The following is a 16258-nucleotide window of genomic DNA, read 5'->3' on the forward strand; positions in this document are numbered from 1 at the left end:
CTTCCGACCATTGACGACATGCCGCCAGCGCCCGAGCGCCGGCCCTCGATATCAAGGAATACAACATGCGTACTTCACGATGGCTGGTGGTCACCTATACGGTGATCATCCTACTCGGCCTATTGATCGCCCTGCCGAACGCCCTGCCGCAATCCGTCCTCCAGCGCGTGCCGGCCTGGCTGCCGCATCAGCAGGTGTCGCTCGGCCTCGACCTTCGCGGTGGTTCGCACCTCGTTCTGGAAGTCGACGAAGCCGACTTGACCAAGGAGCGGCTGCAGTCGCTGCTTCAGGACGCCCGGCGCGTGCTGCGCGAAAAGGGCATCCAGCCGAAAGCCGTGGTCCGCAGCCAGAACCAGATCGTCGTGACGCTCGCCGATGCCGCGCAGAGCGATGCTGCCGTCACCGAGCTCAAGACGCTTGCCAACCCGATCAGCACCGGCCTCAGCGCCGGCCAGTCGGATCTGGCCGTCACTGCGAACGGCGCCACCATCACGGTCGGCTTCTCGCCGGCCGGCATCTCCGCCAATGTCGACAACGCCGTCCAGCAAAGCCTTGAAGTCATCCGCCAGCGCGTCGACCAGGTCGGCGTCTCCGAGCCCACCATCCAGCGCATCGGCGCCAATCGCGTGCTCGTCCAGCTTCCGGGCGCGCAGGATCCGTCACGCCTGCGCGAACTGCTCGGCTCCACCGCCAAGATGTCGTTCCACATGCTGTCGCCGAACAATGCGCCCGGACCCGGCGTGACCATGCTGAAGGACGATGAAGGCAGGTCCTATCCGGTCCTCGACCGCGTCGAAATCTCCGGCGACCGCCTTTCGGATGCCCGCGTCAGCTTCGACCCGAACACGCATGAGCCGATCGTCAGCTTCCGCTTCGACAGCGCCGGCGCCAGCCGCTTTGCCGAGATCACCCGCCAGAACGTCGGCAATCCCTTCGCCATCGTCCTCGACGACAAGGTGCTGAGCGCGCCTGTTATCCGCGAGCCGATCACCGGCGGTTCCGGCCAGATCTCCGGCAGTTTCTCGGCCGATAGCGCCACGACGCTGGCCGCCATGTTGCGCGCCGGCGCCCTGCCCGCCAAGCTGACGGTCATCGAAGAGCGCACCGTCGGCGCCGACCTCGGAGCCGATGCCATCAAGATGGGCATTTATTCCGGCATCGTCGGCTTTGTGCTCGTCGCAGCCTTCATCTTCGTTCTCTATGGCACCTGGGGCTTCCTGGCGAATATCGCGCTGTTGATCCACACGATCCTGACCTTTTCGGCGCTGACGCTGGTCGGTGCGACGCTGACGCTGCCGGGCATTGCCGGTGTCGTTCTCGGCATCGGCCTTGCGGTCGACGCCAACGTTCTCATCAACGAGCGCATCCGCGAAGAAACGCGCAAGGGCAAGAGCGCCTTCGCCGCGATAGACACCGGCTTCCGCCGCGCCTATTCGACCATTATCGACGGCAACATGACGGCCCTGATCGCTGCGGCCATCCTGTTCTTTTTCGGCTCCGGACCGGTTCGCGGCTTTGCCGTGACCATGGCGCTCGGCCTGATCATCTCGATGTTCACATCGGTCGCCTTCGTGCGTGTCGCGATGATCGAGATCACCCGCCGCAGCAAGATCAAGGTGCTGAACATCCGGCCGTTGATCCCGTTCAGCCCCTATGACAAGCACATCCAGTTCATGAAGGCGCGCTTCTTCGGCCTCACCGTTTCAGCGCTGCTTTCGATCGCCTCCGTCGTGCTTTTCATTCATCCGGGCCTCAACTACGGCGTCGATTTCCGCGGCGGCATCCAGATGGCCGTCAAGACCACCGGCCCGGCCGATCTCGGGACGTTCCGTGAAGGCTTGAACACGCTTGGTCTCGGCGAAATCTCGCTGCAGTCCTTCGGCGACAAGAACAGCATTCTCGTTCGTGCCCAGCGGCAGGAAGGCGGCGAAGAGGCGCAGACGGCAGCGGTGACCAAGCTGAAGGCCGAGGTCGCCAAGATCGATCCGACCGCCACCGTCGAAGGTACCGACGTCATCGGTCCGAAGGTCAGCGGCGAGCTTGCCTGGGCCGGTATCCTGTCGGTGGTGATCGCAAGCTTGGCGATGCTCATCTACATCTGGGTGCGGTTCGAATGGCCATTTGCCGTGGGTGCCATCGTCACGCTGGTGCTCGATGTCACCAAGGCGATTGGCTTCTTCGCGATCACCGGCCTCGACTTCAACCTGACGGCGATCGCCGCCATCCTGACGCTTGTCGGTTATTCGGTGAACGACAAGGTCGTCGTCTATGACCGCATGCGCGAAAACATGCGGCTCTACAAGTCGATGCCGTTGCGCGAGATCATCGACAAGTCGATCAACGAGACGCTGGCGCGAAGCCTTTACACCAATGCGACGGCCTTCCTCGCACTGGTGCCGATGGCGATCTGGGGCGGTAGTGCCGTCTCGAGCTTCGCAATCCCGATGGTCTTCGGCATTCTCGTGGCCGGCGCCTCGTCGATCTTCATCGCGGCACCCATCCTGCTCTTCCTCGGCGACTGGCGCCGCCGCCATGCCAAGGCAGCGGCAACCGATACGGCAGTGGAGATCATCCCCCCTGAACAGGGTCGCCCGCGCAAGTCCGCGAGCTAGCGCATAACCCCGAAAATCGGAATCGATTTTCAGAAAGGATCATGCGCAATTCAAAGTGATAGAGCGTCCTTTGCGCGTCTGAAAAGACGCGCGGCGCTCTATTTCGTCTTTAACGCATCCTTGAAGAGGGCGCCGGTTGCAGAGCCGGCGCCCTCTTTCTATTGTCGGCTGCTGCATTATGTGCCAATTCAAAGTGTTACAGCGCCCTTTGCGCGTCTGAAAGGACGCGCGGCGCTGCAATTGAGATCGGGGAAACCGCCAGATGTCATCCAACCCGACAAGACCGCCGGAAACCAACAGTGCCGGTGACAGCGAGGAGCGCATCAAGCGTTTTCTCGCGACCGCTTCGCACGACCTGCAATCGCCGCTCCGCCATATCGCCATGTATGCCGAGCTGCTGCTCGACGATCTCGAGGAGACGCTCGATGGCGAACAGCTTCAGAGCCTCCGGATGATCCTGGAAAAGGCGCAGACGGCGCAGCGGCTCACCAAAGCGTTGATGAGCCTTGCTGGCGGCACACCTCAGGTGACGCTCGAAGAGGTCGATCTGCAAGCGCTGGCCGAAAATGTCTGGGGCGAACTGGCCGACGAGACGGCGGACCGCGAGGCGACGCTTGAAAGCAACGGCCTGCCCTCCATCCGTACCGACCCTGCCCTCTTCGGTCTGGTGCTGCGGCATCTTTTGACCAATGCCCTCACCTATCGCGGGGAAGCGCCGCCGCATGTCGCCATTGCCGCGGAGCGAGCGGGGACGGACTGGTTCATCCGGATTTCCGACAATGGGACGGGCATCGATCCGGCTTATCGGCAGCGAATATTCGAGCCGTTCTGGAAATTGCCGAAGGCGGGAGCGGTTCAGGGCGCCGGTCTCGGATTGACGACGGCGCGGGAGTTTCTAACGGCGCTTGGCGGCGATATCAGCCTCGAACATTCGGATGCGAGCGGCAGCTGTTTCATCATCCGCCTTCCGATTGCCTGATGGTTAGATGCTGTAATCGTCCTTCCAGAAATCCGGGACGTCATAGGTGACATATTCGCGGATGATGTGCTGCAGCGCCTGGGCGTCGATTTCGTCCTTGCCGATGCGGAAGTCGACGCCGTAATCCGGGAATTCCTGGAAATAGCCACCCGATATATCGGTGGAGACGACGCCGATCGGGCCGGTGTAACCGATGCCGCGCAGTTCCGGCACCGTTTCGCGGAAATCGGCATTGGGCAGCAGGCGGTTGTCGAGCAGGATGAGATCGAAGCGCGCCAGGCGGATCTTTTCCAGCGCGTCACCGATCGATTGCGAATATTCAACCTCGACGGCCGGCTCGGAGAGATCGGCTATCTTCTTCTTGAGCGCGCGGAATTCGATGAATTCGTCATCGACAAAGAGAACTTTGACAGTGTTCCTCCGGCCCGTTTCGGTGATCATCGTCTCATTTCCCCAATCCGAAACCAATTTCACGAAACCAAACCATTCCTCAAGGCGATCGCCACCATATGGACGCGGTTGACAGCGTCAAGTTTGCGCGCGGCCGCGGTGATGTGCGAATTGACCGTATGTTCGGAGAGACCGAGAATGATGGCGATTTCCGCCGACGTCTTGCCTTCGCTCGTCCATTTGACGATTTCCGATTCGCGCTGCGTCAGCCGTCCGGACATTTCCGGCGCCAGGATTTCCTCGTACAGCTTGTCGAAAATGCGCATGGCGTCGAGAAGCATGTCGGCGATCTCACTCTGATCCGGCTCCTGACGCTCGCCGCTGAACACGAGGCAGTATCGCCGCCCTTCCGGCGTAAACAGCGGGATGAAGAGAAAGACGCCAGCGAGGAATTCGTTGAAAACAAGATCGGACGGATAAACTTCCGGCTGTGCGCTCCTGCCATGGACCGGCGTTGCCAGGAAATGGGCGGTCTTTGCCCGGACCGTTCCCAGCGCTTCCTTCAACGTCGTGATGAAAAGGCCGACACGCCGCTCAGCGACATTGGTGATGACGATATCGCGTTCACCGAAAGGGGCCGAAGCCTCGGAAATGCGGGCAAGCGCGAAATTGTCGAAGTTGTAATGCTGCGCCGCCGACTTCAGCAGGCGGAAAAAATCGGTGCGGTTGATCGCCCGGCTCAACTCCGGTCCGGCATGAAAGGGAATTGCCGGGGCATTGTTCATTCCCACTCTTCCTCTCCTCCCGCCAATGCATCCGATCCCTAAATCTTGGGATATACGTCTTAAAGGCGAAGAGCTACAAAAATTGCGAGACAGGTTGATGAGAGATATCGAAAACGGGGACTTTCGGTATGCAAGGCGGAAATCATCAATTATCTCAACTTGAGGTGATGCACGGGCAGATTTTACTGAGGGGCAGTAGTTCTTACCTGGGTATCGTATTCTTCCTGCATTCAACATCCATGAATGCGAGAAGGCAGTGCCAGACGTAAGCGCGAGAGAGCCGATAGACCCATTCAGCTAAGGGGTTGGCTGATGTTCGTGGCGGCGAACGCGGGTTGATTGGTTCTCTCAGCGCTTTTTTTGCGTTCCATATTCTTCGCTCCGGTTGCATCTTGTGATGCGTCCTCGACCTTGTCAATTGCGGTTTGTCATATGGCTTGGACGAATGAGAGGGAACAGGTCATCCGGCTTTCGCCGTTTTCTACATCTCAAGATTGTGAATGATCGCGGCAAGGTCAAGTGGCTTTTCCATATAGGCATCGGCGCCGGCCTCGAGCGAACGCGCGCGATCCTCGGCAGCATCCGATCCGCTGCAGATAGCAAGCCGCATCGCCTTGAAACGATCATCCAGGCGCAACCGAGTGATCAGGCCGATGCCGCTATCAAGTGGCATGTAGAGATCGGCGACGAGCAGGTCAGGCGAGGCCTTGCCTTCCACCGCGCGCATCTCCAGCGCTTCCAGCGCCATTTCGGCCGTGGGAAAACAGAATAGATCGACGTCTATCTGCTGCCTTCTGCAGATATAGTCGACATAGAAGAGATCATCCTTGCTGTCGTCGACATAAAATAGGGTGGTCATCTAGCACCGTAATTTGGATATTGTTCGAATGAACCTCGCTGTCCTTCGACATCACCATATCGCGGTTCCACTGAAATTCGATATACCTTATCGCAGATCATTTCGCAAAAAGCGTGGCACCGCCCTGCCTTGGCTATTGAGTATTCCTCGATTTCGGAAAAAATGGCCGCGCGAACCGAAGGAGGAGACACGGGTGCAGGATCAGGGCAACGTGGACCTGCAGGACCAGCCAAGGCGGCACTACCGTGCCTTTGCGATTGCGGTCGGCTGCCTGATGTTCCTTCTCGGCGTGATTGCCCTTGCCGGCTGGCTGCTGCGGGTCGAGATTGTCATTTCGCTGGTTCCCGGCTTTCCGTCGATGGCCTTCAACACCGCTCTCTGCTTCGTGCTTTCCGGCGTGGGGCTTGCCGCCTCGACACTGGCGGCCAGCCGTTTTCGCGTAACGGCAACGATCCTGGCGGGGCTTGCGGCAGCGATCGCTGCGGCCCGGCTCGTGGAAATCGTCACCATCGGGCGGGCCTTTCACAATGTCGACATGTCGATCACGCGCTTCCTGGTTCCGCCCGATTTCATCGCCAAGATCGGCGGCGGCATGGGGCCGAACACCGCTTTGGTCTTCCTGATCGCCAATCTTTCGCTGCTGCTCTCGCTCCACATGGAGAAGTCGATAAGCCAAGTGATGCAGGAACTGACGAGCTATGTCGTCATCACGCTCGGCATGATCGCGCTGGCCGGCTATGTCACCGATGCCGAACAGGGTTACCGCTGGGGACCCTATGCGGCGATGGCGCTGCATACGGCGATCGGCATAGTGATCTTCGGCTCGGGGCTTCTCGCCCGCTCCTGGTGGATGCAGCCGACAAACCGGGCGCAGATCCCGCTGTGGATCCCGGCTGCGGTCTGCTTCACTGGCATTCTTGTCGATCTTTATACGCCGCTGGGTGTTGCCAACGGCATTCTCTACGTGCCACTGGTGTTGACGGCCCTCTGGTTCGGAAACAGAAATGCGCCGCTTTTCTTCGCCTTTGCCTGCACCGTGCTCCTGATGCTCGGCTTCTTCGCCGTCAAGCACAACGAGACGGCGTTCTGGCAGGAAATCGCCAACCGTGCCATCACGGCTGCCACGCTTTGGCTGATCGCGATCCTCGTCTTCTATTTCATGCGCAACAACTATAACCTGGAAAGCGAGCGCGTCCGCTTCGGCGCGCTGGTGCGCGGTACTCCTGATGCCGTCGTCGTCATCGACGAGCGTGGAACGGTCAAGAATTTCAATCCGGCGGCTGAAAGCATGTTCGGTTACTCCCCGCAGGAGACGATCGGCAAAAACATCAAGATGCTGATGCCCGAACCCTACCATTCCGAGCACGACGGCTACCTCGCCCATTACCGGCAGACCGGCGAGGAGCGCATCATCGGCACGACCCGCACGGTTTCCGGACGACGCAAGAACGGCATCGTCTTTCCGATCGACGTTTCCATCAGCGCAGTCGTCACCGGCCAAACGAAGACCTTTGTCGGTATCGTGCGCGACATCAGCGAACGCGTCCGCCAGGAAGAACGGATGAAAACGACGCTTTCCCAGCTCGAGGCCTATACGGCCGAGCTCGAGCGCAGCAACCACGACCTCGATGAATTCGCCTATATCGCCTCGCATGATCTCAAGGAACCGCTACGCGGCCTGCACAACCATTCCCGCTTCCTCCTGGAGGACTATGAAGACAAGCTCGACCAAGACGGCGTGCGCCGGCTGAACCGGCTCGTGCGCCTCAGCCAGCGCATGGAGAAACTCGTCAACGACCTTCTTTATTTCTCCCGGCTCGGGCGGCAGCAACTGGCGGTCAAACGCACCGATATCGGCCTGATCGTCAAGGATGTCGTCGCGACGATGGAGCTGTTGCTGGAGGAGCGGCATGCCAAGGTCATCATCGACGGCCGGCTGCCGGAGGTGGTCTGCGACGCGCCGCGGCTGACTGAAGTCTTCCGCAATCTCATCACCAATGCGATCAAATACAATGACAAGCCGGCGCCGCTCGTCTCGATCGGTTACCTCGATCGGTTCGTCGGCAAGGACGGCACGGTTGCCCGCAACGTGTTTTTCGTTAAGGATAACGGCAAGGGCATTCCGCAGGAATTCCACGAGGATATTTTCCGCATTTTCAAGCGGCTGGAAAAGTCGCAGGATTCCGACGACGGCACCGGAGCAGGCCTTACCTTCGTCCGCAAGATCATCGCGCGGCACAATGGCGATATCTGGCTGGAATCCGAGGTCGGCACCGGCACGACATTTTATTTCACCCTGGGAAAAAAGCGCGAGGGGCAGAATGCAGCAGCGTGACACGCAACCGATCCTGATCGTCGAGGATAGCGAGGACGATTTCGAAGCGACGATGCGCGCCTTCAAACGCACCAACCTGCGCAACTCGATCCGCTGGGCGGCCTCCGGTCAAGAAGCGCTCGACATGCTCGCCTCGATGGTGCCGAAACCTGGACTGATCCTGCTCGATCTCAACATGCCGGGTCTTGACGGCCGCAAGACGCTGGAGGCGATCAAGTCGAACGCCGGCTGGCGCAAGATCCCGGTGGTGATCCTCACGACCTCCGACGACGAGCGCGACATCGACGGCTGCTATGCGCTCGGCGCCAATACCTATGTGCAGAAGCCGGTCGATCTCGACGGGCTCTTCGCCGCGATCCAGCGGCTGAAGGAATACTGGTTCGAAATCGCGATCCTGCCGCTCGAGGACTGACAGATTGGCGGAACACTGCTCCATTCTCATCATCGACGACAACATCGACGATCGGGAGGTCTATCGCCGCATATTGGGCCGCGTTTCCAGCACTGCCTATACCGTCGTGGAGGCGGAGACGGGCGAAGAAGGCCTTTCACTGAACGGCCGGAAACGGCCGGACTGCATCCTGCTCGACTATTCGCTGCCGGGTCGCGACGGGCTCGGCGTACTCGCCGATATCCTGGAGGATGATCCTGCCGCCAACGTCATCATGCTGACCGGCCAGGGCAACGAAACCGTGGCCGTCGAGGTGATGAAGAGCGGAGCGCGCGACTATCTGACTAAGGATTCGCTGTCGCCCGAGACTCTGCATCGCTGCATCCAGAACGCCATCATGCACGGCATGCTGGAAGCAAAGCTGGAGCAGAAGCGGCAATCGCTAGAGATCTTCACCCGCGCCATGGCCCACGATCTGAAGGAGCCGCTCCGGACGATCAAATCCTTCAGCCGCATCCTGCACGGTTCTGCAGCGCTTCCGGCCGAAGACCGGGAATTGCTCGATTACGTGCTCAGCGCCGCCGACCATATGGAAGACCTGATCGTCAAGGTCTCGGGTTTCACCAAGCTCGAGGCCTACGGCGGGCTGGAGCTCAGGCCGGTCTCGCTATCCGATGTGCTCGACCAAGTGGAGGACAATCTGCGTCAGCAGACCGAAAGCCGTGGCGCCATCATCATCCGCGGGGCACTGCCGGAGGTGATGGGCGATGCGACGCTGCTGACCCAGCTTCTGCAGAACCTGGTGTCGAATGCCATCCGCTATTGCGAGCAGAAAGTTCCGGAGATCAGCATCGCAGGCGAAGCGCAGGGCGATATCTGCCGCCTCACCGTGCATGACAACGGGCCCGGCATCGATCCTGAGCATCGCGAGCTGATCTTCCAGCCGTTCAAGCGCCTCGTCGGCCGCGGCATCGAAGGCACCGGGCTCGGCCTTGCCATCTGCCGCCGCATCGCACAGATGCATGGCGGCTCTATCTGGTGCGAGGCAGAAAACGGGCCGGGTGCCACCTTCATTCTCGAAGTGCCGCTCGCCGAGGCGAGGTCCACGCCGCCTGCCGCATCGGCCATCCCGCACAGCGCCAGGCCGGCGGAGCAGCCAGGCGAAGGTTCGGGCAGGCTGGCCGAAGTGCTGCTGGTGGAAGACAGCCCGGCCGACATCCAGATTCTGAAGATCAAGCTGATGCGGCGGGAGAAGGTGAATTTCAACCTGCATGTCGCCACCAATGGACGCGAGGCAATGCGGCTGCTCGAAGAACGCGCCGCCATCGCCGATGTGCCGCAGATCGACCTGATGCTGCTCGACATCAACATGCCGATCATGGACGGCTTCGAGGTGCTGCATGCGCTTTCAGCCGATGTCCGCCTCAAGCAAATTCCCGTCTGCATTCTCAGCACATCAAGCGACGAGAGCGACATGCGGCGGGCCAGAAATCTCGGCGCGCGCGCCTATATGGTCAAGCCGCCGACCCTGCAGCAACTGGAAGAGGCGCTCGAAGATGTCGAACATTTGGAGTTGTTGCAGCGCGGCGATTCGCTTGCGCTTTGTGCGGAACAAAACTAAGCGATCGTCATTGGCAACGGTATGACCTTCGCAGCTCTCATACTTGCGCTCCTGACGGCGCCGCTTCAATCAGGACTGCTCTCGATGGTATCAGGCATACATCACGTCACGGCCGTCACCCGCAAGGTGCAGGCGAACGTGGACTTCTACGCTGGATTTCTCGGCATGCGGCTCGTCAAGCAGACGGCCGGTTACGAGGACGCGACGCAACTTCATCTTTTCTATGGCGATGCTGCAGGGACACCAGGTTCTCTCTTGACCTTCCTCGCCTGGGAAGATGGCGCGCCCGGCCGGGCCGGCTATGGCCAGATCAGTGAAATATCGCTGTCGATAAACCCCGCCAGCATCGGCTACTGGCTGACGCGCGCCATGAGCTTCGGCCTGCGTTCTGAAGGACCGGCTGACGAATTCGGCGAACCTGTGCTGCGGCTGAAGGACCCCGACAACATCATCCTCAAGCTCGCAGGCGCAAAGAACCTGGTATCGCCGGCCGCCTGGGATGGCGCCTCGATCCCGGTCGAGCATGCCATCCAGCGCGTTCGTGGCGCGACCATGCTGACGGAGAAGCCCGCCGAAAGCCGCAGCTTCATCGAGAGCCATTTCGGTTACGGTTTCCAGGCCAACCGCGGCACGATCGACAGGCTGGTGTCGCAGTCCGGCGACATCATCGACGTGCGCGATGCTCGCGGCTTCTGGTCCGGCGCGCCGGGCACCGGCACGGTCGATCACGTCGCCTTCCGCGCCGCCGACGAGGAGACGCTGCTTTCGGTGCGCAAGGCGCTCGAGGCGACCGACGCGTCACCGACCAACATGCACGACCGCAAATATTTCCGCTCGCTTTATGCCCGCGAGCCTGGCGGCACGCTGGTGGAGCTTGCGACCGACAAACCCGGCATGACCGTGGACGAAGAGCACGCCGCCCTCGGGGGCAAGCTGTTCGCGCCACCCGAAGCCATCACCAATCTCCATGACCTGAAGGTGATGCTGCCGCAATTTTCAATGCCCGGCCAGCCGCGCATCAATTATCGCGAGCTGCCATTCGTCCATCGCTTCTATACGCCCCCCGACCCAGACGGCAGCGTCTTCGTGCTCCTGCACGGATCCGGCGGCAATGAGACGACGCTGATGCCGCTCTTGAACAAGGTGGCGCCGCGGGCAACGCTGCTCGGCGTGCGCGGCCGGGCGACGGAGGAAGGTTTTCCGCGCTGGTACAAGCGCATTACCCCCTTTTCCTTCGACCAGAACGACATCAAGACCGAGGCCGAGGCCTTTGCGGCCTTCATCGAGGGGGCCGTCAAATCCTACGGGCTCGATCCTGATAAGGTCGTTTATGTCGGCTACTCCAATGGCGCCAATCTTTTGAACTCGCTGCTCTACCTGCATCCGAACCTGGTTCATAAGGCGGTGCTGCTGCGCTCCATGCCCGTGCTTAGCGATTATCCGCATGCCGATCTGAAGGGCACGGACCTGCTCGTCATCAGCGGCAAGACGGATGCCTATGGCAAATATGCGAGCGAGTTGGAGGAGAGGCTGAAGAGTTCGGGCGCCACCGTCGATTCCGACGTCATCCCCGGCGGCCACGATCTCGGTGATGCCGATGTGCCGATCATCCAGAAATGGCTGCTGCAGGAAAATCGCTGACGATCGACCTCGGCTTCACACCTGAACGCGGGATGTCCGGGCAACCATGATGCCGGCAAGCACCACGGCGCCGCCGAGCGCCTGCATCGTCCCGATCGCCTCGTTGAGCAGCGCCCAGGCAAGGATGGCCGCGACCACCGGCTGCAGCAGCAGTGTCAGCGAGGAGAAGGCTGGCGGCAGATAGGCGAGCGCATAGGTGATCGCCACCTGCCCGCCGGCATGGCTGATAAAGGCGAGGCCGAAGACGATTGACCAGCCATAGACGGTCGCGGGCAGCATGTGACCTTCGTAGAAGAAGCCGACCGGAAAGATGAAGGCGGCAGCCGATGCCGTGCTCCACAACATGATGCGGATCGTATCGAAGCGGCTGCGCAGCCTGCCGATTGCGAGGATGTAGCAGGCATAGAAGAAAGCGGCGATCATCGCGATGCCATCGCCGCGAAGGTCGCCATTGCCGACGGCTGCCGGTCCACCCTTCAGAATGACGACGCCTGACAGCGCCAGGACAAGCCCGAACAGGAAGATGCGGCTGATCCTCGCGCTGAAAAAGAGGAAAGCGATCAGCGTGACGAAAACCGGTGCGAGGTTGGCAAGCAGCGTTGCGTTGGCGACCGACGTCATGGTGAGCGAAAGGTGCCAGGCGCCGAGGTCGAGCGCCAACATCACACCTGGCAGAACCAGCATGCCATGGTCGGAAAGGCTATGCGGCTTCGGTCCCGCATCCTTCTTCATGAGCGAGACGATGACGATCGGGATCAGCGCCAGCGCCACGCGCCAGAAGGCCGTCGCCATCGGGCCGACCTCGGACAGCCGGACGAAGATCGGCGAGCCGCCGATCGCCGCCCCGCCGAGAAGAAGCGACGCAAGGGCGAAACGATTGGAAGGCGGGGCTTCGGAAAGGGTGGAGGCAGCCTGCGACATGATCTCGATATTTGTGGTCGCCCGAATGCCGGGCCGGCGAAAGTTGTTGGCCGAGTGACTATCAGAAGTCGATCACCGCGGACAGTCGAAGAGCGACATATTGGTGGAGAATCAGGCGGGATGCCTATTCGTCGCGCTCGTCCGTAGCTTTTCGGCGATCTCGCCGGCGACGAAGAAGGCATGCTCGGTCACCTGCGGCAGTCCCATCAGCTCGCCGAAGGTGCCGCGCGCCAGCGGGCCGGAGATCAGCAGCGAAGGGTCTGTCGTTCCCGACGGGCCGATCGCCTCAGAACGCTCGGTGCAGGCAAGCCCGAGGCCGGTGGGATCAAGCGACAGGTGACCGCTTGCCGCGAGTGCGGCGAGCCAGGGCTGGGTTTCGAGAATGCCGCCATGCGCCGGGCCGGTGGTGACGACGACGGCGTCATAGCGCCGCTCCAACGGCTGGCGCTGATGACGCGGCTGCAGGATGCAAAGAATGAACTCGCCTTCGATGCGGGCATCGGCGACCGAGCCGGCCAGGATATCGAGGCGGCCCGAGGCAATCGCCGCGTCGAGCACGGCCTCGACCTGCGGGGCGATACGGAAACGGTGCACGTCCCAATAGGGACGCAGATGGCGCACGAGGCGGCGTCGTTCGGCAACCGGCAGCACCTGCCAGAGATCGTATCCCTGCGCCCGCACCTGGTCGATCACGCCATGCCAGCTTATGCCCTCTTCCTTCGCGGCTTTTATGGCGGCGCGGATCCCTCTCAGCAGCGACACGGCGGAATGGGTCGCATCGGAGACGAAATCGCCGAAGAGCTGCTGCGGCACCGGCGCATGCCCGCGAGACCGCAGACCGCGGCGCGAGATCGCGGTTACCGGACCGTCATGCCCGCGCCCAGCAAGCGAGGCAATGACATCGGCAGCCGTCAGGCCGTTGCCGATGACCAGCACCCGATCATGCGGACGGATCACCTCGAGCGCGCCGGGCTTGGTGGTATCGGCGATGAAACGGGGATGGGCCGCAAGCCGGCTTGCAAGCCGGCCGGGGGCTACGGGCGGCGGATGGCTGGTGGCGATCGCGACAATATCGGCCTCCGTCACGCCGCCTCTGTCGTCGAGGATCGACCAGCGGCCGGCACCGCGCTCGACCCCAGTCACTGCGGCGCGGCAATGACGCACGGCACCGTCTTCCAGCAGCGGCTTCAGCAGCGAGGCGACATAATCGCCGAACAGCCGGCGCCGGGGGAAGAGCAGGCCCTCGGGCTGCTTGGCCTCAGGGTCGTCGGCGACGGCGTTGCGGGCTTCGATCCAGGCCTGGAATTCCTCCAGGTCGTCGGGCTGCAGGCTCATCTTGGCGGCAGGAACATTGATGCGGTGGGCCGGATCGGCGGTGTCATAGGCAAGGCCGTGGCCGAGCTCGGCGCGCGGCTCGAAGACCACGATGGCAGGGCGCTCGCCGCAGTTGGCTCTCGCGAGATGATAGGCGACGCCGGCGCCAGAGACACCGCCGCCGATGATGGCGACGACGGGCTGTTCAGACGTCGGGAGAGGCTTGGGCTGCATGGTGGCCGGGATCATTGCTTTCGATGCCCGAGCATAGAAGCGGGGCAATGGTCACGCAATCCTCCTCCCCAGTTGTCTATAATTATTATGTAGATTTAGCCCGATATCGTCGTCGAGAACTCGGGATCGCCGCGGATGGTGTTGCTCACCGTGCAGATCTCGTCTTCGGCGGCATGGGCGATTTTCTGCCGGGTGTCCTCATCGATATCGCCCTTGATGGAGAAGGCGATGTTGAACTTGGCAACGCGCGAAAGGCCTTCCGTCGCCTTCTCGCCGGTGACCTCGGCAGTGATCTCGCTGATCTTGTCGAGAATGCCCATCTGGCTGGCGGCGATGCGGGCGCTGAGCACCAGGCAGGCCGAGAGCGAGGAATAGAGCAGATCGAGCGGATTGAAACCCGGCTGCGACGGAGCGGTGACGATATCGATTTCGCCCTTGGTGGCGGAAGTGACGTGCGGGAAACCGGTACGGCCGAGAACGGCGGTAGCGCCGGTCGGGCGGGGACGAGCCTTGAGATCGGCCATGTTGAAATCCTCTTGCGAATATCCTGCAGATGGTGATTTCCGCCCAGCGCGGCAATGGCAATGGCCCGCCCATCGGGTTCGGAACCTTTCCATCCCTCATCAGTTGAATACACCTGAACGAAATCAGTGACAAAGGTGGATTGCGATGCCTGATGTCCGCAGCGTGGATAACCAGAGCCGGCGGATGGATGCTCGCGATCGTCTGATCGTTGCGCTCTATGCGCAGCTGAAGGCCGAGCGGGCAACGCGCGAAACGCTGGAGTGGGCGATCCGAAATGGCGCGATCTCGCGGGAGGTGCTGGAAGCCATCGCTGCCGATCCGGTTCCCGTCGTCACCAGCGAGGATATCGCATCGCTGGAGAAGATCATTGCGCTCGATGAACGGCGCAAACCAAATCGGAACTAGCCGACGACATCATGCACCCGATTAGTTGAGAAGAGGAGATCCGAGATGGCCGATATCACCTATCAGGTCGTGCCGCATGACAATGGTTGGGCCTATAAGCTCGGCGACACACTTTCGGAAACCTATGCGACAGCGGATGAAGCAATTGTCCATGCCAAGGACGCTGCATCGAGGCAGAAGATCGGCGATGGCGATGCGCTGCTCGCCTATCCCGCGCCTGATGGCGGCTGGGAAGTCCTGCCAATCGACACCGACAAGAGCGGCAGCCGGCTCTGATTGGCTGCGGAGGATGGAATGGCCGCTCGGGCAAGCTGGAAAGGTCATCTCAAGGTGGGCGACCTTGCCTGCGCCGTCGGGCTCTATACCGCTGTTTCCTCCTCCGACCGTGTCTCTTTCAATATCATCAACCGCAGGACCGGCCACCGGGTAGAACGGCAATTCGTCGACAGCGAGACCGGCAAACCGGTCGAGCGGGGCGACCAGGTCAAGGGCTATCAGATGGAGAATGGCGATTACATCGTCATCGAGGGCGACGAGATCGCCGAAATCATGCCGGAAAGCGACAAGGTCCTCAATATCAAGGCTTTCATCGCCTATGACGATATCGACAAGCTTTATTTCGACCGCCCTTACTATCTCGCGCCCGTCGACGAACACGACGAGGAGGCACTGTCGCTGATCGCTAGGGGCATGCGTGACGGCAAGGTCGCGGCGCTGGCCGAAGCCGTGCTTTTCCGGCGCAACCGGACGCTGCTGATCCGTCCGCATGACGACTACATCGTCGCGACGATGCTGAATTTCGACTACGAGGTGCGCTCGGCCGATACCGTCTTCAAAGACATTCCAGACGTCAAGTTCGATAAGGAGATGCTCGAACTCGCAGGCCATATCCTGGAGACCAAGCGTGGCAGCTTCGAACCAAGCGATTACGAAGATCGCTACGAGGCTGCCCTCGTCGAACTGGTAAAGGCGAAAATCGAGGGCCGGGCACCACCGAAGAAGAAACAGCCGCCGGAACGCAAGGTCGTCGACCTGATGGAAGCGCTGCGCCAGAGTGCCAAGATGAGCGGCAAAGCGCCAGCAAAGAAGGCCCTGGCGAAGAAGAAGGCGCCGGCGCGCAGCGACGGCCGCAGCAAGAAGGCAAGCTGAGATGGCCTCGCCCCTTGGCGGGCGATAGGCAATCTCAGGCGCACCCGACCTCGTCGCGAATGCATCAGCTTGTCGTGTCGGCGAAGCCGCTGGACCT

General features: G+C 61.2%; 15 protein-coding genes. 9 read left to right on the plus strand and 6 right to left on the minus strand.

Translation table 11 applies throughout. The features are described from left to right. Positions 1 to 65: 65 nt before the first annotated feature. Entirely contained in the window at positions 66 to 2612 is a 2547-nt protein-coding gene (secD, locus tag ACIPSK_RS14650) for a protein translocase subunit SecD (protein ID WP_017967003.1), read from the plus strand. A gap of 262 nt (positions 2613 to 2874) precedes the next feature. Beyond that, positions 2875 to 3591, plus strand: coding sequence for a sensor histidine kinase (locus tag ACIPSK_RS14655; protein WP_162117836.1), 717 nt, complete (start codon positions 2875 to 2877; stop codon positions 3589 to 3591). Between the two features lie 3 nt (positions 3592 to 3594). On the opposite strand, the gene ACIPSK_RS14660 is transcribed toward ACIPSK_RS14655, so the two are convergent. From ACIPSK_RS14660 to ACIPSK_RS14670, 3 genes are all read right to left on the minus strand, one after another. Further along, positions 3595 to 4032 carry a response regulator gene (locus ACIPSK_RS14660; protein WP_162117837.1) on the minus strand — a complete coding sequence of 146 codons (438 nt, stop codon included), beginning with the start codon at positions 4030 to 4032 and terminating at the stop codon, positions 3595 to 3597. A gap of 29 nt (positions 4033 to 4061) precedes the next feature. After that, positions 4062 to 4766, minus strand: a complete 705-nt coding sequence (locus ACIPSK_RS14665) for a helix-turn-helix transcriptional regulator (protein ID WP_162117838.1) — start codon at positions 4764 to 4766, stop codon at positions 4062 to 4064. Between the two features lie 481 nt (positions 4767 to 5247). Then, on the minus strand, positions 5248 to 5625 hold the full coding sequence (locus tag ACIPSK_RS14670; RefSeq protein ID WP_162117839.1) for a response regulator: 378 nt from the start codon (positions 5623 to 5625) through the stop codon (positions 5248 to 5250). A gap of 28 nt (positions 5626 to 5653) precedes the next feature. Between ACIPSK_RS14670 and ACIPSK_RS14675 the strand changes: the two genes are divergently transcribed. The 4 genes from ACIPSK_RS14675 to ACIPSK_RS14690 are packed head-to-tail and all read left to right on the plus strand — an operon-like array spanning position 5654 to position 11613. Then, positions 5654 to 7960 (plus strand): sensor histidine kinase, encoded by a 2307-nt coding sequence (locus ACIPSK_RS14675; RefSeq protein ID WP_210254194.1) that lies wholly within the window; start codon positions 5654 to 5656, stop codon positions 7958 to 7960. After that, the gene (locus ACIPSK_RS14680; protein WP_017966997.1) at positions 7947 to 8372 is read left to right on the plus strand and encodes a response regulator; all 426 of its coding nucleotides are present in this window, start codon (positions 7947 to 7949) and stop codon (positions 8370 to 8372) included. The genes ACIPSK_RS14675 and ACIPSK_RS14680 overlap by 14 nt, the downstream gene beginning before the upstream one ends. A 4-nt stretch (positions 8373 to 8376) precedes the next feature. Continuing rightward, a complete protein-coding gene (locus ACIPSK_RS14685; RefSeq protein WP_162117841.1) occupies positions 8377 to 9972 on the plus strand; it encodes a response regulator in 1596 nt (531 codons plus the stop codon). A 21-nt stretch (positions 9973 to 9993) separates the two neighbouring features. Continuing rightward, entirely contained in the window at positions 9994 to 11613 is a 1620-nt protein-coding gene (locus ACIPSK_RS14690) for a VOC family protein (RefSeq protein ID WP_210254195.1), read from the plus strand. Positions 11614 to 11628: 15 nt separating this feature from the next. Here the strand turns inward: ACIPSK_RS14690 and ACIPSK_RS14695 are convergent, their stop codons facing one another. The 3 genes from ACIPSK_RS14695 to ACIPSK_RS14705 all read right to left on the minus strand — a co-directional run bounded on the left by ACIPSK_RS14695 (position 11629) and on the right by ACIPSK_RS14705 (position 14606). After that, entirely contained in the window at positions 11629 to 12534 is a 906-nt protein-coding gene (locus ACIPSK_RS14695) for a DMT family transporter (protein WP_017966994.1), read from the minus strand. Positions 12535 to 12645: 111 nt separating this feature from the next. Continuing rightward, positions 12646 to 14097, minus strand: a complete 1452-nt coding sequence (locus ACIPSK_RS14700) for an FAD/NAD(P)-binding protein (protein ID WP_210254196.1) — start codon at positions 14095 to 14097, stop codon at positions 12646 to 12648. An 80-nt stretch (positions 14098 to 14177) separates the two neighbouring features. Continuing rightward, on the minus strand, positions 14178 to 14606 hold the full coding sequence (locus ACIPSK_RS14705) for an OsmC family protein (protein WP_162117843.1): 429 nt from the start codon (positions 14604 to 14606) through the stop codon (positions 14178 to 14180). 145 nt (positions 14607 to 14751) lie between these two features. On the opposite strand from ACIPSK_RS14705, the gene ACIPSK_RS14710 reads away from it, so the two are divergent. The 3 genes from ACIPSK_RS14710 to ku are packed head-to-tail and all read left to right on the plus strand — an operon-like array spanning position 14752 to position 16161. Next, positions 14752 to 15012, plus strand: coding sequence for a hypothetical protein (locus ACIPSK_RS14710; protein ID WP_162117844.1), 261 nt, complete (start codon positions 14752 to 14754; stop codon positions 15010 to 15012). A gap of 45 nt (positions 15013 to 15057) precedes the next feature. After that, entirely contained in the window at positions 15058 to 15288 is a 231-nt protein-coding gene (locus tag ACIPSK_RS14715) for a DUF2188 domain-containing protein (protein ID WP_162117845.1), read from the plus strand. An 18-nt stretch (positions 15289 to 15306) separates the two neighbouring features. Continuing rightward, positions 15307 to 16161: a non-homologous end joining protein Ku gene (ku, locus tag ACIPSK_RS14720; protein ID WP_162117846.1), complete on the plus strand. Its 855-nt coding sequence runs from the start codon at positions 15307 to 15309 to the stop codon at positions 16159 to 16161. Positions 16162 to 16258: the final 97 nt, after the last annotated feature.

Source organism: Rhizobium sp. LARHSG275, assembly GCF_052871115.1.